We start from the raw sequence: 21,818 nt of genomic DNA, 5'->3' as shown, positions 1-21,818 counted from the left end.
GGAAGATGTTCACTTGGCCGCGCCTTCCAGCTGGGCCGGGTGGTCGGACCGGGCCGGACCGTCGGACTCGACGGCCGCCGCCAGGCTCGCCCGCTTCGCCGCCTTGCGCCCGCGCGGCATCCACGGCGTGAGCAGCGTGCGCAGGCCGATCAGCAGCAGGTCCATGACGACGCCGAGCACCGCGATCGACACCACGGACGTGACCGCGAGGTTGGAGCGGTGGTAGGCGAGCGCGTCCCCGAGCAGGTTGCCGAGCCCGCCCTGGTTGCCGATGATCGTGCCGACGCTGACCAGGCTGATGCTGGAGACCGTCGCCACCCGCAGCCCGGCGAAGATCGCGGGCACCGCCATGGGCAGCTGCACCTGGAAGTAGCGCTGGAAGGAGTTGAAGCCCATCGCCTCGGCGGCGGCGAGCGTTTCCGGGGGCACCGATCTGACGCCGTCGACGATCGACGGCAGCAGGATCACCAGGCTGTAGACGGTCAGCGGGATGATCACCGTGGTCGCGCTGTCGCCGGTGTAGTCGATCAGGAAGACGAAGAACGCGATCGACGGGATGGCGTACAGGATCGTGGTGACCCACAGCACCGGCGGGTAGAGCCAGCGGAACCGCACGCACGCCTGGGCCAGCGGCAGCGACACCGCCAGTCCGATCGCGACCGGGATCAGCGACTCCTCCAGGTGGATGCCGATCAGCCCGGCGTAGGAGTGCTGGAGGTCGCTGGGGAGGTCGAAGAACCCGTTGCCGCCGCTGCTCATCGGGCGACCTGCACCGGGCCGGCGTCCTGCCCGCTCTTGTTCTGCTTGCCGCGCTTGCCGTGGTTCCCGCCGCGCTCGGCGTGCGCACTGCGGATCGCCGCGCCGATCGTCGCCTGCGAGGTGACGCCGACCACGCGCCCGTCGCCGTCCACGGCGACCGCCCAGCCGGTGGGCGAGAGCACCGCGCAGTCCAGCGCGTCCCGCAGCGACTCGCGGCCGAACTCGAACGGCCGCCCGTAGCTGATGAGTTGGTCGGCCGACAGGCTCTTCCCGCCGCCCGCGAGGTACTTCGGCTCGGCCCAGCCCAGCGGCTTGCCGTCGGCGCCGGTGACCAGCAGGTAGGGCACCTCGGCGGCGGCCCGCTCCGCGATCTGCGCGGGCGTGGTGTCGACCGAGACCACGGGCGCGGTGGTGAGCTCCAGGCCCGCGGAGGTGAAGAACGACAGCCGCCGCACCCCGCGGTCGGTGCCGAGGAAGTCCTCGACGAAGTCGTCGGCCGGGCGGGACAGCAGCTCGTCCGGCGGCGCGAACTGCGCCAGCCGGCCGCCGGTCCGCAGCACCGCGATCATGTCGCCGAGCCGGATCGCCTCGTCGATGTCATGCGTGACGAAGACGATGGTCTTGCCCAACTCCTCCTGGATACGCAGGAGTTCGGCTTGAAGTACCTTGCGGACGATCGGGTCGACGGCGGAGAACGGCTCGTCCATCAGCAGCACCGGCGGGTCCGCGGCGAGCGCGCGGGCCACCCCGACGCGCTGCTGCTGGCCGCCGGAGAGCTGGTAGGGATAGCGCTTGGCGAGCGAGGAGTCCAGACCGACCCGCTCCATCAGCTCCGACGCGCGGCTGCGGGCCCGGTTCTTGTCCCAGCCGAGCATGCGCGGGACGGTGGCGATGTTGTCCAGGATCGTACGGTGCTGGAAGAGGCCCGCGTTCTGGATGACGTAGCCCATCGACCGGCGCAGCGCGTTGACCGGCTGCTGGTGGATGTCGGCGCCGTCGATCAGGATGCGCCCCGAACTCGGCTCCACCATGCGGTTGATCATCCGCATGGTGGTGGTCTTGCCGCAGCCCGAGGGGCCGACCAGCACGGTGATGGCGTTGTCCGGTATCTCCAACGACAGGTTGTCGACCGCGGTGGTGCCGTCGGGATACCGCTTGGTTATCGACTCGATCTGTATCAAAAGTCCGTGTCCCCTCCGGGATTGGCATCGCTGCGGCCTGCTCCCGGGCACGCGCGCACAGCCGTCGCGGGCAGAGTCTAGACCGGCAGTATGACAACAGTTTGAATCCGGCCAGGACGGCCGGTCTTATGCCCCGGTACGTACCGCGGACCCTACGTCACACGTCCCGGGCGCGCAGCGCCCACACCCCGGCGAGCAGCGCGCCCGCCGCCCATCCCGCCGCCACCGCGAGCCCGGCCCACGGCCCGATCGGCAGCGCCCGCACCGCGTCCGGCACGGTGGTCCGCACCCCCAGCCCCGCACTGGCCGGCCCGACCCGCACCAACCGCCGCTGCCACACCGGGTCGTCCACCAGCGCCGCCGCCACCGGGAAGAGGTACAGCAGCGCGAGGACGCAGCCGACCGACGCGCCCGGGTCCCGTACGACCGCGGCCGTACCGAGCGCGAGCAGCGCGACCAGCACCACGCACACCGCCGAACCGGCCGCCGCGCGCAGCACCGGGCCGTCGGCCAGGGACAGTCCGGGCCGGGCGGCGGCGGGCAGCAGCAGCCGTCCGGCCAGCAGCGAACCGCCGACCGCCAGCAGGGCCGCGGGCAGCACCAGGCCCACCAGCACCACCGCCTTCGCGGCCAGTACGGTGCCCCGGCCCGGCACCGCGGCGAAGGTGCTGCCCAGCATCCCGGTGGCGTGCTCGCCCGCCAGCGCCCCCGCCCCGAGCACCGCGGCCACCGCCAGCCCGAGGTGCACCCCGGTCAGCGCGGTTTTGGCCGCGTCCGTCCCGGGGCGGCCGTCCACCGACCCGGCGGCCAGCGCACCGACCGCGACGGTCAGCACCACGAGCGCGCCGAGCAGCGGCCACGTGGCGGGGGACGTGCGTGCCTTGGTCCACTCCGCGCGGACCGCGTCCCGCAGCGCCCCGCACCGGAGGCGCCCGTCCACGGCGTTCACCCGTCCCTCCGGCGCAGCAGCGCGTACGCGGCGGTGAGCACGGCCGCGGTCCAGCCGAGGAGGACCGCCAGCCCCGCCCACGGCGCCAGCGGGTAGTAGCCCTCCGACGCCGTGTAGAGGCCCGCGACCTGCCGGTAGCGGACCAGCGTCTGCTGCACGGCGAACGCGGCCGCCGGGGTGATCCGCAGCACCCACCGGGCGGCGGCGTCCGGCAGCGCGGTCAGCACCAGGAGGTAGGGCAGCACCACCCCGGCGACGACCGCGGCGACCGCACCGGCCGCCCGGCGCAGCACCACGCCCACGGCCAGCGCGAGCACCGCGGACAGCGCGAGGAGCAGCGCGGTGCCGACCACCACCCGCGCCTGCGTAGCGGTGCTCGCCGGAAGGACGAAGACCCCCTCGGCGTGCAGGCGGCGGGTGGTGAGCGCGAGCGACAGCACGGCGGCGGCGAGCCCGGCGGCGAAGGCGGCCGCACCGACCACCACCGCCTTGGCCGCGAGGACGGTGCCGCGGTGCGGCTGGGCCGCGAGGGTGGTGCGGATCAGGCCGCGCCGGTACTCCGCGGTGGCGAAGGAGGTGCCGAGCACCACCAGGACGAGCAGCCCCGCGAACGTGCCGGCCAACCCGCGTTCCACGCTCCGGGCCCCGAACGCCTCTCCCCCGACGGCGGGCGCGATGTCGCCGGAGCCGCGGACGGTGAACGCCGCGCCGCCGGGCAGCGCGCGCCGGGCGGCCCCGGAGCCGGCGGCGGCGACCGGGTCGGCGCCGACGACGGTGGTACGCCAGCCACCCGTGTCCGGTACGCCCGCCGGCTCGGCACCGCTCAGCGTCACCCGGTCGAACTCCGCTGTGGCGCGGGTCGGTTCGCTCGTCGCCGCCGAGCCGACGGCGTGCCGGTCCACCGCCACGCGCTCCGGGGCGGTGGCGAAGAGCCCGACCTGCGCGGTCGCGGGCAGGCCGGGCAGCGTCGCGGTGGCGACCCTCGTCCAGTGCGCGCCGTCGGACGAGGTGAAGGCGGTGACGGTCGCGCCCGCGCGGGTCAGCCGCAGCCAGCGCGGCGCGGCGGCCGACGGCGCGGGCACCTGCGGACCCGCCGTGTCGTGCGTGAAGTCGCTCTGCACCCGCACCCCGTGGCCGCCGGTGGCCATGACGGCCGCGTACGTACGGCCCTGCGCGGTGCCGTCCCGCACGATCAGGCCCGCCTTGGCCCACGCCTCCAGGTCGGGCGCGCCGTCATCCGGCGCGGCGAGCCGTCCGGTCAGCGAGGTGATCCGCGCGGTGAGGGTGGCGTGCGGGCCCAGCGGCCGGTGCACGAAGGTGAACGTGTCCACCACGGCCACCCCGCCCGGGCCCTTCGGCGGCCCGCACACCCGCATCCCGGGGCAGCCGCCGGAGCGGGTCCCGGTCGCCGAGGCGTACCCGATGCCCACGGTCACCGCGACCGCCGCCACCAGAGCGACGACCCAGCCGCGTACGGTGCGCAGCTTCGTCCACTCGGCGCGCACCGCCGACCACAGGCCGCTCATGACCGCTCCCCCGTGAACTCCGCTTCCGCCCTGGTCAGTCGCAGGTACACGTCCTCCAACGTGGCCCGGTGCGCGGTCACTTCGGTGAACGCCACGCCCGCGTCGGTGAGGCGCGCGACGACGTCCCGCGCGGCCAGGCCGGCCACGCGCAGAACGCCGGCGCCGTCCGGGGCCGCGGTGCCGCCCGCCGCGGTGAGGACGCCTGCGGCCAGATCCGGGCGCGGGGTCCGCAGCGTGACGTGCCCGCCGTCCGACGCGGCGGCCAGCAGTTCGGCCACGGCCGCGTCCGCGACGACCCGGCCGCGGCCGACCACCACCAAGTGGTCCGCCGCGCCCTGGAGTTCACCCATCAGGTGGGTGGAGATCAGCACCGCCCGCCCCTCGGCGGCGAGACCGCGCAGCAGTCCGCGCAGCCAGACGATGCCCTCGGGGTCCATGCCGTTGAACGGCTCGTCCATCATCAGCACCCCAGGGTCGCCGAGCAGTGCCGAGGCAATGCCCAGCCGCTGCCGCATCCCGAGCGAGAAGCCGCCCGCGCGGCGCCCCGCGACCGCGGCCAGCCCGACCTGCCCGAGCACCTCGTCCACCCGGCGCGCGCCGATGCCCTGCGAACGCGCCAGCCACAGCAGGTGGTTGCGCGCCCGGCGCCCCGGCTGGAGAGCGGCGGCGTCCAGCAGCGCGCCGACCCGCGTCATCGGCCGCCGCAGTGCGCGGTAGGGCCGCCCGCCGATCAGCGCGGTGCCCTCGTCCGCGGCGGCCAGGCCCAGCACCACCCGCATCGTGGTCGACTTCCCGGCGCCGTTCGGCCCCACGAAGCCGGTGACCCGGCCCGGCACCACGGTGAAGTCCATCCCGTCCAGCGCCACAGTCGGCCCGTACCGCTTGCGCAGGCCCCGCACCGCCACCCCCGCCTCGCCCATCGCCACGGCTCCTTTCCCGGCCGCACGCCCGCCCCCGCCCTCCGGCGGCGTGCCCGTACGGCATCGGCACCGGTTCTACGGCGCCCCCGGTGCCGCCCCGGTGCCGCCGACCGACACCCCCCTGACACCGCCCCCGCCGCCACCCCAACTCCCCACCGTCACCCCGCCGCCACCCCCAGCCCCGCCGACACCCCCCTGACACCGGGCGGCTGGCATCGTGGACACATGAGAGTGCTGGTGGTCGAGGACTTCGAGGTGCTGGCGACGGCGGTGGCGACCGGGCTGCGCCGCGAGGGCATGGCGGTGGACGTGGCGTTGGACGGCCCGCAGGCACTGGAGCGGCTGGCCGTGACCCGGTACGACGTGGTGGTCCTCGACCGGGACCTGCCGGGGGTGCACGGCGACGAGATCTGCCGCGGCCTGGCGGCGGGCCCCGCCCACAGCCGAGTGCTGATGCTGACCGCGGCGGCGGCGGTCAGCGACCGGGTGGACGGCCTCGCGCTGGGCGCCGACGACTACCTGCCCAAGCCGTTCGACTTCGCCGAACTGGTCGCGCGGGTCCGGGCGTTGGGCCGCCGTTCGACGCCGGCGCTGCCGCCGGTGCTCACCGCCGGCGGAGTGCGGTTGGACCCCGCCCGGCGGACCGCCTTCCGCGCCGGGCGCCGACTCGACCTGAGCCCGAAGGAGTTCGCGCTGCTGGAGTGCCTGCTCGGGGCGCGCGGCGCGGCCGTCTCCGCGGAAGAGCTGCTGGACCGGGTGTGGGACGAGGCCGCCGACCCGTTCACGACCACCGTGAAGACCACCGTGCGGCGGCTGCGGCTGAAGTTGGGCGAGCCGCCGCTGATCGAGACCGTCCGCGAGGGCGGCTACCGGATCGAGGAGTCGTGACGGCGGTGCGGGCGGTCCGGCCGCTGCCGTGGCCCCGTACGGTGCGGATGCGGCTCGCCGTGCTCTACGGCGGCCTCTTCCTGCTCTCCGGTACGGTCCTGCTCGCCATCCCCAACCTGTTCGTGGGGTCGACCTCGACCATCCGCGCGCCCGGCACCGCGGCGGGCCCGCACCCGCCCGGGTACGGCCCCTCGCTGGCGGAGACCCAGCACGGCCGCGACATGCGGCAGTACGTCACCGGGTCCGCGGTCGCGCTGGTGGCGCTGGTGGCCCTGTCGGTGGCGCTGGGCTGGCTGCTGTCCGGGCGGCTGCTCCGGCCGCTGCGGACGATCACCGCGGCCGCCGGGGAGATGTCCGCGGCCGGCCTCGGGCGGCGGCTGGCGATCCGCAGATCGGGCGACGAGTTCACACAGCTCGGGCAGACCCTGGACGACCTGTTCGCCCGGCTGGAGGCGTCCTTCCAGGCCCAGCGGCACTTCGTGGCAAACGCCTCGCACGAGCTGCGCACACCACTCGCGGCCGAACGCACCCTGCTCCAGGTCGCGTTGGCCGATCCCGGCGCCGACGCGGCGGCGCTGCGGGAGGCGTGCGAGCAGGCGCTGCTGCTCGGGGCGCGGCAGGCCCGGCTGATGGAGGCGCTGTTCGCGCTCGCCACCGGGGAGCGCGGGGTGCGGCAGTGGGAGGACGTCGACCTCGCGGAGGTCGCGGCGGAGGTGCTGGCCCGCCACGGCGAGGAGGCCGCCGGCCTGGACGTCGAGGTGGCGGCCGACCTCGGCCCGGCCCTCGTACGCGGCGACCGGGGCCTGGCCGACCTCCTGCTGGACAACCTCGTGGGCAACGCGCTGCGCCACAACCACCCCGGCGGCCACGTCCGCGTCCGCACCGGCGGCTCCCCCGGCGGCGGAGGACACCTCGAGGTCGCCAACTCCGGGACGGTCGTGCCGCCGGAGGAGGTCGACCGCCTCTTCGAGCCCTTCCAGCGGCTGGGCACCGCGCGCACCGGCGGGCCCCAGCACGGCCACGGACTGGGCCTGGCCATCGTCCGCGCCGCCACCACCGCCCACGGCGCGGCCCTCACCCTCACCCCGCACCCCGGCGGCGGCCTCACCGTACGCGTCGACTTCCCGCCCGGCCCGGCTGCGAAGGCGCCGTGAGGATGGGCTTGGATGGGGGGAACGGACGGCGAACGGCAGCGGAAGGGCAGGTCACGGCATGACGGTGACGGCACTGGTGGTGCAGAACACCCCGACCGGCGGGCCGGGGCGGTGGGAGCGGTGGCTGTACGAGGGCGGGCTGACGCTGGAGGTCGTGCACGGCTACGCGGGCGACCCGCTGCCGGAGCGGCTGCGGCCGCGCTACCAGGCGCTGGTGGTCCTCGGCGGCGGCTACCTCCCGGACGACGACGCCCGCGCGCCCTGGCTCGCGCGCACCCGTGAACTGGCGGGCGAGGCCCTGGAGTTCGGCCTTCCGGTGTTCGGGATCTGCCTGGGCGGCCAGTTGCTCGCCCAGGTGGGCGGGGGCGCGGTGCGCGGCGAGCACGGCCGGCCCGAGGTGGGCGACGTGGAACTGACGCTACGTCAGGAAGCGGCGGACGACCCGCTGTTCACGGGCTTGCCGAGCCGCCCGCACGCCATCGAGAACCACGTGGACGCCATCACCGCCCTGCCCCCGGGCGCCACCTGGCTCGCCTCCACCGAGGGCTGCCCCTACCAGGCGTTCCGGCTCGGCGGCAGCGCGTGGGGCGTCCAGTTCCACCCTGAGGCGGCCGCCGACCGCATCGCCCACTGGGACCCCGACCGCCTGGCCCGCCTCGGCGCCGACCGCGACACCCTGCACCGCGACGCCCTGGCCGCCGACGCCGCCGCGGCGGCCGTCTGGCAGAAGGTCGCCCTGCGCTTCGCCCACCACGCGGCCACCACCGCGGCCTGACGCCCCCCCGGGCATCCCCCGGGCGTCCGGCCGGGCATTCCCGGGCGACCCCCGGGACGGCGCGGCGGAGATTTTTAGCCAGAATGAAACGCAACGACTGTCCGATTCACTCCTGTTGACGGGGGCGGGCGGTGAAGTCCAGGATTGTGCCGAACGTCGATCGACACGCGCGGCCGGCACCCGACCAGGGCCGCGGCCCGAAAGACCGGCCGGGCCGGCGGCTCCCCCCGTGGTTGCCGGCCCGGCTGCCGTCCGTTCCGGTGCCCGACGTGAAATCGCCACGCCGAAAACCGCGTGCTTCGCCACACCATCCGCCGAAGGCGCGTAACGTAGGACCTGCGTGGCGGCCCCCATCCCCCCCCGGGGCCGTCACTGCACTCGTTCGGCGGCTCCGGGTGAACCCGGAGCCGCCGTTTTTTCGTGCGGGAGGTGCCGTACGGCCGGTGCGGTCCCGTCCGGCGCGTACGGTCAGTGGCGACCAGTGGCGGTCAGTGGCCGAACAGGTGCCGGCCGTGGCGGCGGGACCCGGTGTGCGCGGGACTCACCCGCTGCGCGCCCGCCCCGGCCGCGGCCGCCTCCTCGTTCTCCCGCCGCGCGACCAGCGCGTCCCGCTCGCGGTCGGCGGCGGCCGCGTCGTGCCGCAGCGCCCGGTACCGGCGCGACCTGCGTCGGTGCAGCGCGCCCCCGCCCATCGCCATCAGGCAGCCGAGCCCGAAGATCAGGGCGAGGGCAAGTCCGGCGCAGAAGAGCGCGAGGCCGTTCATGGTCGCGATGTGGTGGCCGAGCACGGTCACGTCGTAGTGCGGGCCGCCGCCGAGGTTGTCGGCGATGGCGAGCCCGACGAACGCGGCCGTACAGGCGAGGAGCAGCAGTCCCAGCAGGATCAGCATCTGCGGTCACCTCCGAAGAACGGGGACCCCCCTCTGCTGACCGGCTACCCCCGTCCGCCGGAGGTCACGCCAATCGCAGGGCCGCCTCGCGCACCGCGCGCGTGTCCGTGCGCACATCCGCCAGCCCCGGCAGCGCCTCCCCCGCCGCGCCCCGCGACCCGGGCTCCCCTCGCAGCTGCCGCGCCCAGGCCAGCAGCTGGCGCCGGAACCCGGTCTGCCCCGGCTCGGCGGTGTACACGCGCCGCTCGGCCGGCCCGCCCGCCGGGTCCCAGCTCTGCACGGTCAGCGTGGCTGCCTCGTCCCGCGCGTACGGCGAGGGCAGCGTGAGAGTGGCCACACCGTCCGACGCGGTGAACTCCAGCACCTCCCGGTAGCGGCGGTGCGCGGGCAGCCGCTGGTGGGTCATGTCGACCAGCAGCCCGTCGTCGGGCCGCCACCGGCAGCTCACCCCGGCGCCCTGGGCCCACCCGTCGGCGTGCAGCAGCCGCCCGGCCAGCTTCCGGCCGCTGCCGGCCAGCACCGCGTGCACCAGGTTGACCTGGTGGATCAGCGAACCGCCGAGCCCGCGGGCGTACGCCTCCCGCTGCGCCTGAGAGGCGGCCGGCCCGAGCGCGCGGGCCAGCGCCTCCCGGGCCGGCGGCGGCTGCGGGCCGAAGGGCGGCGGGTCGTACGGCAGCAGGTGTGCGACCTGGTGCGGCGCGTTCGGGTCGTGGATGTCCACGGTCAGGCGGCGGGCCCGGTCGAGCCGGGCCCGGCAGTGGTCGAGGAAGAGCCGCACCACCGGGTCGTGCCGCTTCATGTACCCGGCGGTGACCGGCAGGCCGGTGCGGCGCTCGGCCGCGGCCAGCTCCTCGATCTCCGCGGGGTCGAGGGTGACGGGTTTCTCACAGAGCACCGGCAGGCCGGCGGCCAGGCACTCCAGGACGACGTCGCGGTGCGTCCACCACGGGGTGCAGACCAGCGCGGCCCGGGCGCCCGCGCGGGCGGCCGCGGTGACCGATGCGTACCGGTCGACCGTGCCGAGGCCCACCCGGTGCAGGGCGGCGATGTGGGCGGGGTCCGGCTCGACCACGGCGGCGAGGTGCAGCTCGTCCGGGAGGTCGCGCAGTTCCCGCAGGTGGGCGGCGTGCGCCACCTTCCCGGCGCCCACCAGCACCACGGGCACCGGGCCCCCGCCCGCCCGCTCCCCGCCGATTCCTGCCCGTTCTGCCATCGGAAACCCCTTCTCCGGCACGCCGGAATGGTGACATTCGGCGGACACGTGATCGATTATGTCCGGCACCTTCCGAGGCCGCGGCAAAGGACGGCGAAGCAGCGCCCCTGGCACCCGCCGCATCCATTGCTAAAGTCGCTACGGGCGCGGACTCGGTGACGGCTCGGGCCTGCCGGAGCAGCACAGCGCGTGGAGTGAGGGGGAGCAGACGTGGCCGGTACGGCACGACGTGGGGACGCGGATGCGGCCGCGATCGGACTCGCGATATACCGGGCGCTGTTGGCCAGCGGCTCCAGCGAGCGCGAGAAGGTCAACGAGAGCCTGGGCCTCACCCTGGAGGAGGCCGCGGCCGGCTGGCAGGAACTGGACGAGCTGGGCCTGGTACGTCCGAGCTGGCGCCCGGGCAAGATGGACTCGGTCGAACCCGACACCGCGATCATGAGCCTGCTGGCCAAGCAGCGGGACACTCTCGTCGCGCAGCGTGACGAGCTGACCTCCGTGGTCAAGGCGGCCGAGACCCTCATGGAGCGCTACCGCCCCATGGTGACCAGGGAACCCGCCGACGTCGAGGTGGAGGTGCTCAGCGGGCCGGCCCGCCGCCGGGAATTCGTACGCGATTTCGGCGCCACGGTATCGGAAGTCGTGTCCTCCATGCACCCCGGCCCATTGCCGCCACCGGAATTCCTGGAGAGCTCGCTCGATTCCGACCGCGCGTTCATCGAGAAGAACATCCGTGTGCGCGCCATTTACGGCCAGAGCGTGAACTCCGGTCCACGGCAACGGAAATACCTCACCGACCTCGCGGCGCTCGGCGCGGAAGTCCGGCTCATTCCCCAGGTGCCGTTCGATCTCCTGGTGGCCGACGAACACACGGCGCTCACCCGAGCGGAGCCGTCGGACCCGGACGGCCCGGCGGTAGTGATCCGCGGCCCGGTCCTGGTCCGCTGCTACCTGGCCATGTACGAGGACTGCTGGCTGCGCGCCGTGCCGTACAGCAGCAGAGGCCAGACCGGCCAGGACGACAACAGCGAACTCACCGAGCAGCACCGCACCACCCTGCGCCTACTCGCAAACGGCCTGACCGACGAACGCATTGCCCGAAAACTAGGGGTGTCATTGCGCACCGTGAGTCGCCTGGTGTCAGAGGTGATGCGCTATCTTGATGCGGAGAGCCGATTCCAGGCCGGGGTGCTTGCTGCGACCAATGACCTGATCTGACGTGCGCGTCCACGCCATGGCGTACTTTCGCACCCACGGAACGTGGCATTCCAGTTGGCCGCTTGGCATCCTGGTAGGCGTTATGCATATTTACGCATAACGCACCATCCCAGGCTCCCCCCCGGCCTTGACCGTTAAGGAACCCAATGTCGCGTAAATGGCTCAGGGCTCACGTGCCCGCCGTCGCCGCGTTGGCGCTTGCACTCGGATCGATCGGCGGCACGACTGTCGCCGTCGCGGCCGACGCATCCGCCGCCGGTCCGTCGGCAGTCAGCCCGTCGCACTCCGCAGCAGCACACTCCGCGGCCATCGCGTCGAGTGACACCACTGGCAACCTCGCGTCTCCGCTCATCTGGTACCCGCCGGCGTAAGCACCGGCAGCGTGCGATTCGCGCTGTACGGCCCGAGATGATTCACGGGCCGTACAGCGCTTCCTGCGTGTGGGGGGCCGTTGTGTGTGGGGGGAACGGCTTCGCAGGAAGTTCGGGGTGGGTGGGGTGACAGGTAGTGGGGGGTCAGGCCGCGCGGCCGGTGGAGGTGGGGGTCGCGGAGAAGGTGGGGGTTCGCAGGGCCCGCAGCGCCTGCCGGAGCACCGCGTCGATGTCCGCGGCGGCGTCCTCGGCGGCCGGATGTACGGCCAGCCAGCCGAGATGTCTCCGGAGGAAGGCCGCGAGGGCCGGCACCGTCCGCAGGGGGAGACGGACGGTGCGGCCCTCGACCATCAGATCGGCCCAGGAGGCAAGAGTGCCTCGTACAGCGGCGCGCGCCTCGACAGCCGGCCCGTTCAGGGGGATGCCGGGCCGGGCAGTGCCGGTCTCACGATCGCCGGAGTCCGGCGCCGCTACGAGGGGTGCCTCCAACTCGCCGTATACCCGGGGAAGCAAGGCGAGTTGCCGATCCAGCCGCTCCTGGCAAGGCTCACACAGGGCCGGGTCCGTCTCGACACACAGATGGTGTGCGCTCCGGAACTCGGTCTCCTGCACTGAGTCGTTCCTTCCTCGCCGGGGGCGGTAAGAAGAGAGAACCAGGAACCGGGTGATCCGGACAATGCCCACCGACCGGCCGGAATCCGCAATGGCGCGTTCGCGCAGCAGAACCGCGGTCAGCCCTGTGACCTGGGGCGTCGGAACGCGAGCCATGTGGCGTGCGGGGCAGGCACGTTCGCGCAATCCTCAGCGGTCCCGCACCGTGATGCCGAGGGTCTGCGCCAGCGCGGGAGCGAGGTCCAGCAGCTGGTGCGAACCGATCACCGCGCCGCGCAGGCTGTCGTACCCGTCGGCGAGGTCGATGGCGACCGCGCCGCGCAGGTCGGTGCGCTTCAGCTCCGCCCGGCCCAGCCGGACCTGCTCCAGCCGGCTGCCGGGGAAGGCCGCGCCCGTCAGCCTGGCGCCGCCGAGGTCGACGTCCCGCAGCACGCAGTCCTCGAAGACCACGTCGTCCAGCCGCGCGGCGCGCAGGTTGACCGAGTCGAGCTTGCAGCGGCGAAAGACCACCCGGCGCAGCACCGCGCCGAACGCCTCGACCCCGGCGAGCGAGCAGCCGACGAGCGCCGAGTCCAGCCAGGTGCTCTCGGCGAGCGAGACGCCGGTGAAGCGGGTGCCCGACGCCCACAGGTCGTTCATCCGGGCGCCGCGCAGGTCGGTGCCGTCGAAGGAGCAGTCGGTGACGGCCGATTCGAGGAAGCGGGACCCGGCGGCGCGGCCGCCCGGCGGGACGTCGAGCCGGTCCAGGTGCACGGTGTCGTAGTCGCCCTCGACCTCCAACGGGCCGGTGTGCGGGCGCAGCAGGTGCGCGTAGGGCAGGTCGGCGAGGTCGTCCGGGGCGTGGGGCACGGCGGTCATGCCGATCACCCTAGGCCGGGGCACCGACAGAGCACGCCGTGGCGAACACCAGCACGCAAGGCGACTTAACAGACATACCGGTCGGCGGTTGCTAGCGTGACCGCCCATGAGCGCAACGTCGGCGACCGCTCCTCCCCCGCCCACCCCGCCCCGGCCGGCTGCCCAGACCGGCGCGGCGCGGCCCCGCCCTGCCGCCCGCCGCGGTGTGGAGCTGTGCCTGCTGGTGGCCGCGGTGGCCATCTCGGTCTGCGGCTACGCGGACGTGGGGCTGGCCCGCAGCGGCGCGGCGCCGAAGGACGCGCTGTCGTACGGCGCCGGGCTCGGCGGGCTGGCGCTGCTGGCGCACCTGGCGGTGCGCGCCCGGGCCCGGTACGCCGACCCGCTGCTGCTGCCGGTCGCGGTGCTGCTCAACGGTGTGGGGCTGGTGCTGGTCCACCGGCTGGACCTGGAGCCGGTGCTCGGCCCGCGGGCGGCGCCGGCCCAACTGGTGTGGTCCGCGTGCGGGGTGGGCCTGTTCGCGGTGGCGGTGCTGCTGCTGCGCGACCACCGGGTGCTGGCGCGGTACACCTATGTGAGCGTGACCGCGGCGCTGGTGCTGCTGGCCGCGCCGATCGCCTTCCCGGCGGTGAACGGGGCCCGGATCTGGATCAGGGTGGCCGGGTTCTCCATCCAGCCGGGCGAGTTCGCGAAGGTGCTGCTGGCGGTCTTCTTCGCCGGCTACCTGGCGGCGAACCGCGCGGCGCTGGCGTACGCGGGCCGCCCGCTGCCGCTGGCGGGGCGGCTGAAGGGGCTGCGGCGGCTCCAGTTGCCGACCGGGCGGGTGCTGGGGCCGGTGATCGCGGTGTGGCTGGCGAGCGTGGGCGTCCTGGTGCTGGAGCGCGACCTCGGCACGTCGCTGCTGTTCTTCGGCCTGTTCGTGGTGATGCTCTACGTGGCGACCGGGCGGGTCGGGTGGACCGCGGCGGGGCTACTGCTGGCGGCGGGCGGCGCGGTGGCGGTGGGCGCGACCGAACCGCATGTGCACGCGCGGGTGCGGGACTGGCTGCATCCGTTCGCGTCGATCGGCGCCGGGCAGGGGCCCGGCCAGCTCGCCCAGTCGCTCTTCGCGTTCGGCGACGGCGGGGCGCTGGGCACCGGGCTCGGCCGGGGCTCGTCCTACCTGGTGGGCTTCGCCGCGAAGTCGGACTTCGTGCTGGCCACCGTGGGCGAGGAGTTGGGGCTCGCCGGGCTGTGCGCGCTGCTGGCGCTGTACGCGCTGCTGGTGGCGCGGGGGTTCGCGGCGGCGCTGGCCACCCGGGACCCGTTCGGGCGGCTGCTGGCGGCGGGGCTGGCGTCGATCGTGGCGCTCCAGGTGTTCGTGGTCACCGGCGGGGTGACGGACCTGATCCCGCTGACCGGCATGGCGATGCCGTTCCTGGCGCAGGGCGGCTCGTCGGTGGTGGCGAACTGGCTGGTCGTGGCGCTGCTGGTGCGGATCAGCGACCGGGCCCGCCGCCCGGACCCGCAAGGACCGGCCCCGGAACGCCGACGCCCGCAACTGCCCGGGAACCCGGCGTGAACCGCTGCGTACGGCACGCCGCCGTCTTCTGCCTCCTCCTGCTGCTCGCCCTGCTCGCCAACGCCACCCGCGTGCAGCTCGTGGCGGCCGGCGGCTACGCGGCGAACCCCGCCAACCGGCGCGCGGACATCGCCCGCTACGCCCAGCCGCGCGGCGACATCCTCGTCGGCGGCCGCGCCGTCACCGGATCGCGGCCGGCCGGCGGCCCGTTGAGGTACGTCCGCAGCTACGCCGACGGCCCGCTGTACGCGCCGGTGACCGGCTTCTCCTCGCAGACCTACGGCGCCACCCTGCTGGAGGGCACCGAGGACAGCCTGCTCGACGGCACGTCGGGCGCGCTGGACGACCAGCCGCTGTGGCGCGAGATCACCCGGGCCCGGCAGCGCGGCGGCGACGTCCACACCACGATCGAGCCGGCCGCGCAGCAGGCCGCGTACGACGGGCTGGCCGGGCGCAGGGGCGCGGTGGCCGCGCTCGACCCGGCCACCGGGCGCATCCTCGCGCTGGTCTCCTCGCCGTCCTACGACCCGGGGCTGCTGTCGGGTGCGGGCGCGTCGGTGACGGCGGCCTGGAAGCGGCTGAACGCCGACCCGCAGCAGCCGATGCTGGACCGGGCGATCCGCCAGACGTACCCGCCGGGTTCGACGTTCAAGGTGGTCACGGCGGCCGCCGCGCTGGCCGCGGGCGAGGTCACCGACTTGCGGGCGCCGACGAACTCGCCGGACCCGTACCGGCTGCCGGGCACGGACGTGGCGCTGACCAACGAGGGTGCGGGCTGCCGCGACGCCAGCGTCTACGACGCCTTCCGCTACTCCTGCAACACGGTGTTCGCCAAGCTCGGCGCCGACCTGGGCGCGGCGGACGTGGTGGCGCAGGCGGAGCTGTTCGGCTTCAACGACAGCCGGTTGCGCATCCCGCCGAGCGTCGCGAAGAGCAACGTGGACACCGTCATGAGCCCGGACCAGGTGGCCCTGTCCTCGATCGGGCAGTACGACACCACCGCGACGCCGCTCCAGATGGCCATGGTGGCCGCGGCGGTCGGCAACGGCGGGCGGCTGATGGCGCCGTACCTGGTGGACCGGGTGACCAACCACGCCGGGAGCACCGTCTCGCAGGCCCGGCCGCACCTGCTGCACCAGGCGGTGGACGCGCGGACGGCCGCGGCGCTCCAGGAGCTGATGGAGGGGGTGGTCACCGAGGGCACCGGGACCAGCGCGGCGCTCCCGGGCGCGGTGGTCGGGGGGAAGACCGGCACCGCGCAGCACGGCCTGGCCAACACCGGTACGCCGTACGCCTGGTTCCTGTCCTACGCCAAGCCGCCCGGCGGGACCCGGGCGGCGGTGGCGGTCGCGGTGGTGGTGGAGGACGCCGACGCGGTGCGCGCGGACATCTCCGGGGGCGGGAACGCGGCGCCGATCGCCCGCGCGGTGATGGCGGCGGTGCTGCGGCAGCCCGCGGCCGGGCTCAACCGACCTGGGGGAAGCTGAACGCGTAGCCCTGCTGCTGGAGCCAGGTCAGGGTCTGGTCGAGCGCGGCGACGGTCTGCGAGCGGTCGCCGCCGCCGTCGTGGAAGAGGATGGTCGGGCCGTTGCCGATCTCGTACTTGACGGTGTTGACGATGGTGGACACGCCCTTGCGCTGGTAGTCCTCGGTGTCGACGTTCCAGCCGAGCGGGCGCATGCCGTGCTGGGCGGCGAAGGCGCGGCTGGCCGGGGTGAAGGCGCCGCCGGGCGCGCGGTAGTAGTACACCCGGGCGCCGCCGGACGCGGTCTCGATCATCTGCTGCGCGTCCCGGATCTCGGACTGCTGGTAGGCGACGGACTTCTTGTCCATGCCCTCGTCGTGGTGGACGGTGTGGTCGCACAGCCGGTGGCCGGCGGCGACGACCTCGCGGACCAGGGACGGGTTGTCGCGGGCCTGCGGGCCGATCATGCAGAAGGTGGCGTGCACGCCGTGCTGCTTGAGCACCGCCAGCACCTTCGGGGTCCAGACCGGGTCCGGGCCGTCGTCGATGGTGATGTTGACGGCTTTGCCGGACGCCTCGGCGGCGTGCACGATCGAGTCGGGGACGACCGGGTACTGCTGGTTCGTGCCCTTGCCGCCGGACTTCCCGTCGCCGGTGCCGCCGGTGCCGCCGCTGCCGGGCTGTGCGGAGTGGTTGGTGCCGGTCGGGCCGGAGGCGGCGGAGGCGGAGTGGCCGGAGCCGGGCGAGACGACCGCGGTGACCACCGCGGCGAGAACGACGACGGCCACGGCGACGGCGATCGCGACGAACCGCGGGGTGGACCGGCGCGGCCGCTGCGGCCCGCTGCTGTTCCAGCCCGGTCCGCCGAACCCGGCCGACCCGTACCCGGCCGATCCGTGCTCGGCCGGCCCGTACTCCGCCGGTCCGAACTCGCCCGGCCCGGTGAACTCGCCCGGCCCGTACGGCTGCTCCGGTATCTGCCCCGGTTCCGTCATGTGCTTCCCCGCCCGCTTTCCGTCTCGCTCGGCTCCTTGCGGCGGCAGGTCTCCCCGTCCGCGTTCGGTCGGATAGATGCCACCGCCCGAGCCGCGGTTCCGCGCCTGGTCAGCGGTACCGGCACCGTTACAGAATCCGGACGGCGCCGCCGTGCGAGGCGGCGCACCGGTGCCCCGGGCGCGAGACCCCCGGGGCCCACGGTACGGGAGGGACCGGCGACGTCAGGAACCGTCGGCGCCCCGGGCCACCGCATCGGTCACCTCGGCGACGCGGGCGGCCTCCTCGGCCGCGAACCGCTCGGCGTCCAGGCGTTCGGCGATCTCCTCGTCCTGGGTCATCAGCAGGTCCAGGTTGGAGTCGCCCAGGTCGAACACGCCCAGGTCCAGGTACGCCTTCTGGAGCCGCGGCCCCCACAGCCCGATGTCCTTCACGCACGGCACGATCCGGCTGAAGAGCAGCTTGCGGAACAGGTGCAGGAACTCCGACTCCTCGGTCAGCGCGACCGCCTCGGCCGGCGGGATGCCGAAGTTCGCCAGCACCTCGGTGCCGCGCAGCCGGTCCCGCATCAGGTAGCAGCCCTCGATCACAAACTCCTCGCGCTCGCGCAGTTCGGCGTCCGACAGCTGCTTGTAGTAGTCGCGCAGCGCCATCCGCCCGAACGCGACGTGCCGCGCCTCGTCCTGCATCACGTACGCGAGGATCTGCTTCGGCAGCGGCTTGTCGGTGGTGTCGCGGATCATGCCGAACGCGGCCAGCGCCAGGCCCTCGATGAGCACCTGCATGCCCAGGTAGGGCATGTCCCAGCGGGAGTCGCGCAGGGTGTCGCCGAGCAGCGCCTGGAGGTTGTCGTTGATCGGGTACAGCATCCCGACCTTCTCGTGCAGGAACCGGCCGTAGATCTCCGCGTGCCGGGCCTCGTCCATGGTCTGGGTGGCCGAGTAGAACTTCGCGTCCAGGTCGGGCACCGACTCCACGATGCGGGCCGCGCGCAGACCATCGCGCCCTGCTCGCCGTGGAGGAACTGGCTGAACTGCCAGGAGGTGTAGTGCTGGCGCAGCAGCCCGCGTTCGCCCGCGCTCATCGCGTCCCAGTAGCGGGTGCCGTACAGGGTCATCGCCTCGTCGGGGGTGCCGAGCGGGTCGTACGGGTCGACCTCCAGGTCCCAGTCGATGCGGCGCACCGCGTCCCACTGCTTGTCCTTGCCCTTCTGGTAGAGGGCGAGCAGGCGGTCGCGACCGTCGTCGTACTCCCACGAGAAGCGGGCGGCGCCGTGGGCGGGGACCTGCCAGGTCCACTCGGTGGGGGGCTGCGGGTAGAGACCTTCCGTCGACATCGACACACTCCGATCGGGCGGCTGCGGATGTTCTGCGGGCGCGCTGTGGGGGTTCTGCACGGGCGCTGTGGGCGTCGTCACCGTTGTCGCACGGGGACTTGACGGGCTTGTTGACACAGAGTCTCATAAGAACCGTACCCAAGGTAACCCTCGTGCGGCGGAGGCCGGTTCACCATGGACGCAACCTTGATCAGCCGGGAGAAGACGGCAGAGCGGCTGCTGACCGCCTCGGCGAAGCACTCGTTCGACCCCGACACGGAGCTGGACTGGGAGGCCCCCTTCGAGGAGGGCGCCTGGTTCTGGCCGCCGGAGCTCGTCTCGCTCTACGACACCCCGCTGTGGCGGCGCATGCCGGAGGAGCAGCAGCGCGAACTGTCCCGCCACGAGGCGGCGTCGCTGTGCGCGTCGGGCGTGTGGTTCGAGACGATCCTCATGCAGCTGCTGCTGCGGCACACGTACTCGCTCGACCCGACCAGCGCGCACGTGCGGTACGCGCTCACCGAGATAGCGGACGAGTGCCGCCACTCCAAGATGTTCGCCCGCGCGGTCACGAAGTTCGGCACCCCGACCTACGGGCCGACCCGCCTCGACCACTCCCTGGGGCGCATCCTCAAGACGTTCTCCACGACGCCGGGTTCCTTCACCGGCACCCTCCTCGCCGAGGAGATCCTCGACTGGATGCAGCGGCTGACCTTCCCCGACGAGCGGGTCCAGCCCTTCGTCCGCGGGGTGACGCGGATTCACGTCGTGGAGGAGGCCCGGCACATCAGGTACGCGCGGGAGGAGCTGCGCCGGCAGATGGAGACCGCGCCGCGGTGGGAGATCATGCTCACCCGGACCATGTCCGCCGAGGCCGCCCGGGTCATCGCGCGCTCTCTGATCAGCCCCCAGGTCTACGCGAGCGTCGGCCTGAACCCTGCGGAGGCGGTCGCGGCGGTGAAGGAGAGCGGGCACCGGCGGGAGATGATGCGGCACTCGGCGAAGAAGCTGATGGACTTCTTCGACGAGATCGGGCTGCTCAGGGGGCCGTCGATGCCGCTGTGGCGGGCGTCGGGGCTGCTGTAGCGGTCGCTTCCGCCCGCGCGGCCCGCGGCCCGCGGCCCGGCCGGTGGCTGGAACTCGCCGCCGCGGCGGCCCTTCACAGGGTCGGCCGCGGGCGTTCCGGCGTACCTGCGTTCGGGTTCCGGGGCGGCGGAGGGGGTGTGGTCGAACAGTTCGGATGAGCGGTGCGCGGCGGGTGAGAGGGTTCGCGTCATTGCGGGGCGTTCGAGGAGTGTCGCCCATCTGGGCCATTTAGCTTAATAGTTATGGAAATGGGGAGACCGAGGGCCCGCCGGGGCGGGTGGTGCGTGCGGGCCGCCGTGGCCCTGGCGGCCGGCGGGGTGGCCGTGTTGGCGGCGGCCGGGGTGGGGCAGGCCGCCGGGGCGCGGGCGGACGCGCCGCGGGGCGGGGGCTGCGTGATCGTGGTGCTGGCCGGGGTCGTGGTGCAGATCGGCGGACCGTGCGGGCCGGCCGCGCCGACGTCCGGGCCGCCGGCTTCCGTTCCTCCCACGTCGGTCGGCCCCACCTCCAGCGGTGTCCCGACCTCCTCGGCGCCCGGGTCGGGCGCTCCGCCGTCCACGGCTCCGCCGTCCGCGGCTCCTCCCTCCGCGGCGCCGACCTCGGCTGCTCCGGCGCCCGGGGCGCCGGGGTCGGGCGCTGCCTCGTCCGCGGCGCCGACGGGTTCGGGGCCGGCGGCGGATTCTCCGGGCGGGTCCCCGGCGTCCGCCGGTACGGCCTCCGGTACGGCCGCGGCGCCGTCGGCCGGTGTGCCGGTGCCGGTGGGGGTGGCGGGTGCGGGCGGCCGGGCCGTCCACGCGTCGGGCGAGGACGTCTACGAGGCGGGGCAGGAGGCCGCCGTGCCCGGCCGGGAGGGGGGTTGGGACCGGTGGTGGGGGATGGCGCTGGTGGCCGTACTGCTGCCGGCGGTGCTGGCGGCGGCCGTACCGCGCGGGGTGCCGCGCCGCCACTGAGGCCGCTTCGCCGTTGCGACAGCACTGCCGTTGAGGCCGCACTGCCGTTGGGACCGCATTGCCTTTGAGGTGCTTTGCGTTGACCGCCCGTCAGGTGCCCGTACCCAGGGAGTGGCCATGTCCATCTATGTCGTCTCGCTGCTGGCCACGGTCGGCGGCGGGTGTCTCGCGCTGCTGCTCGGGCGGTTCCTCGGGACGGGACGGCGGGCGGCGGCCGGGGAGTTCGGCGGGCAGGCGCAGTCGCTGATCGGCGCGGTGCTGCTCAGCTCGTTCATCCTGCTCACCGGGTTCCAGGTGGCCGGGAGCTGGTCCGCGCTCAGCGACGCGCGGGAGGGGACGTACGACGAGGCGCGGGCGCTGGCGGACGCGTACTGGGCGGTCGGGGGGCTGGCGCCGGCCGACCGGGCCAGGGCGCGGGAGTTGCTGCGGGTGTACACCGGGGAGGTGCGGGGGGCGGAGTTCCACGAACTGGCCCGGGGGCGGACCAGTGCGGCCGCCTGGCGCGACCTGGACGCCGTGCGCTCGGCGGTGCGGGCCGCGCCCGCGACCACGGCCGGGCCGCAGACGGCGAAGGCGGCCGCGCAGACCGCGCTCAACTCCGTCTACCAGGACCGCACCGAACGCGCCGCCCAGGTCAAGGGGCAGATGCCGCGGGTGACCTGGATCGCCATGCTCGTCGTCGGCGCCTTCCTCGTCGCCTTCCCCGCGCTCCTCGGGCTCACCGCCACACCGCGGCACCTCGCCGCGCTCTGCTTCGTCGGGGCCGTCGTCGCCTTCGCGATCTGCTTCTCCGCCCAGCTCAACTCCGCCTTCCGCCAGCCCTTCGGCGTCCGCCCCACCGCCTTCACCCTGGCGACCACCCGCTTCAGCCAGCTCGACACCCCCCGCTGACGTTTTTCCCCGGTGACGCGGCGACTCCGGCGGTGGGGTCCGGGACTGCATATTTACGGCGCCCACGGGCGATGCCGCAGAGTTGCCCTTCGCCCCGGCGCCACAAATATACGAACGTCCCGAACCCCACCCCCTCCGCCACCGCTCGCCTCTCCTGAGCCACCACGGCGCCGACCCACTCCACCTCGCGCTCGTCTTCGGCATCGACGAGAAGACCGCCACCCGCTACGCGGACTCCGCCCGGCAGCT

The 21,818-nt window shown here is 74.2% G+C and carries 19 protein-coding genes and 1 pseudogene; 9 read left to right on the top strand and 11 right to left on the bottom strand.

Annotated features, from left to right (window positions below; all coding sequences use genetic code 11):
- Nucleotides 1–9 precede the first annotated feature (9 nt).
- The 5 genes from AC3EVP_RS04350 to AC3EVP_RS04330 all read right to left on the bottom strand — a co-directional run bounded on the left by AC3EVP_RS04350 (nt 10) and on the right by AC3EVP_RS04330 (nt 5,335).
- A complete protein-coding gene (locus tag AC3EVP_RS04350; RefSeq protein ID WP_435126150.1) occupies nt 10–759 on the bottom strand; it encodes an ABC transporter permease in 750 nt (249 codons plus the stop codon).
- Nucleotides 756–1,940, bottom strand: a complete 1,185-nt coding sequence (locus tag AC3EVP_RS04345; RefSeq protein ID WP_335977147.1) for an ABC transporter ATP-binding protein — start codon at nt 1,938–1,940, stop codon at nt 756–758. Before AC3EVP_RS04345 ends, AC3EVP_RS04350 begins: the two co-directional genes overlap by 4 nt.
- A gap of 157 nt (nt 1,941–2,097) precedes the next feature.
- Nucleotides 2,098–2,880 carry an ABC transporter permease gene (locus tag AC3EVP_RS04340; RefSeq protein ID WP_435126147.1) on the bottom strand — a complete coding sequence of 261 codons (783 nt, stop codon included), beginning with the start codon at nt 2,878–2,880 and terminating at the stop codon, nt 2,098–2,100.
- 5 nt (nt 2,881–2,885) lie between these two features.
- Nucleotides 2,886–4,415: a DUF1349 domain-containing protein gene (locus AC3EVP_RS04335; protein WP_435126144.1), complete on the bottom strand. Its 1,530-nt coding sequence runs from the start codon at nt 4,413–4,415 to the stop codon at nt 2,886–2,888.
- The gene (locus AC3EVP_RS04330; protein WP_435126141.1) at nt 4,412–5,335 is read right to left on the bottom strand and encodes an ATP-binding cassette domain-containing protein; all 924 of its coding nucleotides are present in this window, start codon (nt 5,333–5,335) and stop codon (nt 4,412–4,414) included. The genes AC3EVP_RS04335 and AC3EVP_RS04330 overlap by 4 nt, the downstream gene beginning before the upstream one ends.
- Nucleotides 5,336–5,560: 225 nt before the next feature.
- On the opposite strand from AC3EVP_RS04330, the gene AC3EVP_RS04325 reads away from it, so the two are divergent.
- Genes AC3EVP_RS04325 through AC3EVP_RS04315 form a run of 3 tightly spaced genes read left to right on the top strand, consistent with a single transcriptional unit; the run spans nt 5,561 to nt 8,152 of the window.
- Nucleotides 5,561–6,223 (top strand): response regulator transcription factor, encoded by a 663-nt coding sequence (locus AC3EVP_RS04325; RefSeq protein WP_335977156.1) that lies wholly within the window; start codon nt 5,561–5,563, stop codon nt 6,221–6,223.
- On the top strand, nt 6,220–7,377 hold the full coding sequence (locus AC3EVP_RS04320) for a sensor histidine kinase (protein ID WP_435126138.1): 1,158 nt from the start codon (nt 6,220–6,222) through the stop codon (nt 7,375–7,377). Before AC3EVP_RS04325 ends, AC3EVP_RS04320 begins: the two co-directional genes overlap by 4 nt.
- 58 nt (nt 7,378–7,435) lie before the next feature.
- Nucleotides 7,436–8,152 (top strand): type 1 glutamine amidotransferase, encoded by a 717-nt coding sequence (locus tag AC3EVP_RS04315; RefSeq protein ID WP_335977160.1) that lies wholly within the window; start codon nt 7,436–7,438, stop codon nt 8,150–8,152.
- 488 nt (nt 8,153–8,640) lie between these two features.
- Here the strand turns inward: AC3EVP_RS04315 and AC3EVP_RS04310 are convergent, their stop codons facing one another.
- Both AC3EVP_RS04310 and AC3EVP_RS04305 read right to left on the bottom strand, forming a co-directional pair.
- On the bottom strand, nt 8,641–9,042 hold the full coding sequence (locus tag AC3EVP_RS04310; RefSeq protein WP_335977162.1) for a hypothetical protein: 402 nt from the start codon (nt 9,040–9,042) through the stop codon (nt 8,641–8,643).
- Nucleotides 9,043–9,106: 64 nt separating this feature from the next.
- Nucleotides 9,107–10,255: a Gfo/Idh/MocA family oxidoreductase gene (locus AC3EVP_RS04305; protein ID WP_435126133.1), complete on the bottom strand. Its 1,149-nt coding sequence runs from the start codon at nt 10,253–10,255 to the stop codon at nt 9,107–9,109.
- 210 nt (nt 10,256–10,465) lie between these two features.
- Here AC3EVP_RS04305 and AC3EVP_RS04300 point away from each other — a divergent pair, with 210 nt between their 5' ends.
- The gene (locus AC3EVP_RS04300) at nt 10,466–11,473 is read left to right on the top strand and encodes a helix-turn-helix transcriptional regulator (protein ID WP_335977166.1); all 1,008 of its coding nucleotides are present in this window, start codon (nt 10,466–10,468) and stop codon (nt 11,471–11,473) included.
- A 515-nt stretch (nt 11,474–11,988) separates the two neighbouring features.
- Here AC3EVP_RS04300 and AC3EVP_RS04295 read toward each other — a convergent pair.
- The gene (locus AC3EVP_RS04295) at nt 11,989–12,357 is read right to left on the bottom strand and encodes a hypothetical protein (protein WP_435126130.1); all 369 of its coding nucleotides are present in this window, start codon (nt 12,355–12,357) and stop codon (nt 11,989–11,991) included.
- A 288-nt stretch (nt 12,358–12,645) separates the two neighbouring features.
- Entirely contained in the window at nt 12,646–13,314 is a 669-nt protein-coding gene (locus AC3EVP_RS04290; protein WP_335977170.1) for a pentapeptide repeat-containing protein, read from the bottom strand.
- Between the two features lie 106 nt (nt 13,315–13,420).
- On the opposite strand from AC3EVP_RS04290, the gene AC3EVP_RS04285 reads away from it, so the two are divergent.
- Together AC3EVP_RS04285 and AC3EVP_RS04280 are read left to right on the top strand one after the other, a co-directional pair.
- Nucleotides 13,421–14,872 (top strand): FtsW/RodA/SpoVE family cell cycle protein, encoded by a 1,452-nt coding sequence (locus AC3EVP_RS04285; protein ID WP_435126126.1) that lies wholly within the window; start codon nt 13,421–13,423, stop codon nt 14,870–14,872.
- Complete coding sequence (locus AC3EVP_RS04280; RefSeq protein WP_435126123.1) at nt 14,869–16,359, top strand: penicillin-binding transpeptidase domain-containing protein; 1,491 nt, start codon at nt 14,869–14,871, stop codon at nt 16,357–16,359. The genes AC3EVP_RS04285 and AC3EVP_RS04280 overlap by 4 nt, the downstream gene beginning before the upstream one ends.
- Here the strand turns inward: AC3EVP_RS04280 and AC3EVP_RS04275 are convergent.
- Both AC3EVP_RS04275 and AC3EVP_RS04270 read right to left on the bottom strand, forming a co-directional pair.
- Nucleotides 16,337–17,332, bottom strand: coding sequence for a polysaccharide deacetylase family protein (locus AC3EVP_RS04275; protein WP_435126120.1), 996 nt, complete (start codon nt 17,330–17,332; stop codon nt 16,337–16,339). The two genes, AC3EVP_RS04280 and AC3EVP_RS04275, sit on opposite strands and share 23 nt — an antisense overlap.
- A gap of 222 nt (nt 17,333–17,554) precedes the next feature.
- A pseudogene (locus tag AC3EVP_RS04270) lies at nt 17,555–18,666 on the bottom strand (ferritin-like domain-containing protein).
- A gap of 174 nt (nt 18,667–18,840) precedes the next feature.
- Between AC3EVP_RS04270 and AC3EVP_RS04265 the strand changes: the two are divergent.
- The 3 genes from AC3EVP_RS04265 to AC3EVP_RS04255 all read left to right on the top strand — a co-directional run bounded on the left by AC3EVP_RS04265 (nt 18,841) and on the right by AC3EVP_RS04255 (nt 21,569).
- Nucleotides 18,841–19,731 (top strand): AurF N-oxygenase family protein, encoded by an 891-nt coding sequence (locus tag AC3EVP_RS04265; RefSeq protein WP_335977181.1) that lies wholly within the window; start codon nt 18,841–18,843, stop codon nt 19,729–19,731.
- 248 nt (nt 19,732–19,979) lie between these two features.
- A complete protein-coding gene (locus AC3EVP_RS04260; protein ID WP_435126119.1) occupies nt 19,980–20,678 on the top strand; it encodes a hypothetical protein in 699 nt (232 codons plus the stop codon).
- A 117-nt stretch (nt 20,679–20,795) separates the two neighbouring features.
- A complete protein-coding gene (locus AC3EVP_RS04255) occupies nt 20,796–21,569 on the top strand; it encodes a bestrophin-like domain (RefSeq protein ID WP_335977184.1) in 774 nt (257 codons plus the stop codon).
- Nucleotides 21,570–21,818 lie beyond the last annotated feature (249 nt).

Source organism: Actinacidiphila sp. bgisy144, assembly GCF_057708105.1.
The sequence above is the reverse complement of the archived record's forward strand: the minus strand, read 5'-3'. Positions and strand labels throughout refer to the sequence as shown.

Coding starts and splice junctions, on each gene's coding strand:
- AC3EVP_RS04265 (WP_335977181.1), top strand. CDS start 18,841: ATGGACGCAACCTTGATCAGCCGGGAGAAGACGGCAGAGCGGCTGCTG.
- AC3EVP_RS04310 (WP_335977162.1), bottom strand. CDS start 9,042: ATGCTGATCCTGCTGGGACTGCTGCTCCTCGCCTGTACGGCCGCGTTC.
- AC3EVP_RS04275 (WP_435126120.1), bottom strand. CDS start 17,332: ATGACGGAACCGGGGCAGATACCGGAGCAGCCGTACGGGCCGGGCGAG.
- AC3EVP_RS04350 (WP_435126150.1), bottom strand. CDS start 759: ATGAGCAGCGGCGGCAACGGGTTCTTCGACCTCCCCAGCGACCTCCAG.
- AC3EVP_RS04255 (WP_335977184.1), top strand. CDS start 20,796: ATGTCCATCTATGTCGTCTCGCTGCTGGCCACGGTCGGCGGCGGGTGT.
- AC3EVP_RS04260 (WP_435126119.1), top strand. CDS start 19,980: ATGGGGAGACCGAGGGCCCGCCGGGGCGGGTGGTGCGTGCGGGCCGCC.
- AC3EVP_RS04325 (WP_335977156.1), top strand. CDS start 5,561: ATGAGAGTGCTGGTGGTCGAGGACTTCGAGGTGCTGGCGACGGCGGTG.
- AC3EVP_RS04330 (WP_435126141.1), bottom strand. CDS start 5,335: ATGGGCGAGGCGGGGGTGGCGGTGCGGGGCCTGCGCAAGCGGTACGGG.
- AC3EVP_RS04285 (WP_435126126.1), top strand. CDS start 13,421: ATGAGCGCAACGTCGGCGACCGCTCCTCCCCCGCCCACCCCGCCCCGG.
- AC3EVP_RS04290 (WP_335977170.1), bottom strand. CDS start 13,314: ATGACCGCCGTGCCCCACGCCCCGGACGACCTCGCCGACCTGCCCTAC.
- AC3EVP_RS04335 (WP_435126144.1), bottom strand. CDS start 4,415: ATGAGCGGCCTGTGGTCGGCGGTGCGCGCCGAGTGGACGAAGCTGCGC.
- AC3EVP_RS04305 (WP_435126133.1), bottom strand. CDS start 10,255: ATGGCAGAACGGGCAGGAATCGGCGGGGAGCGGGCGGGCGGGGGCCCG.
- AC3EVP_RS04315 (WP_335977160.1), top strand. CDS start 7,436: ATGACGGTGACGGCACTGGTGGTGCAGAACACCCCGACCGGCGGGCCG.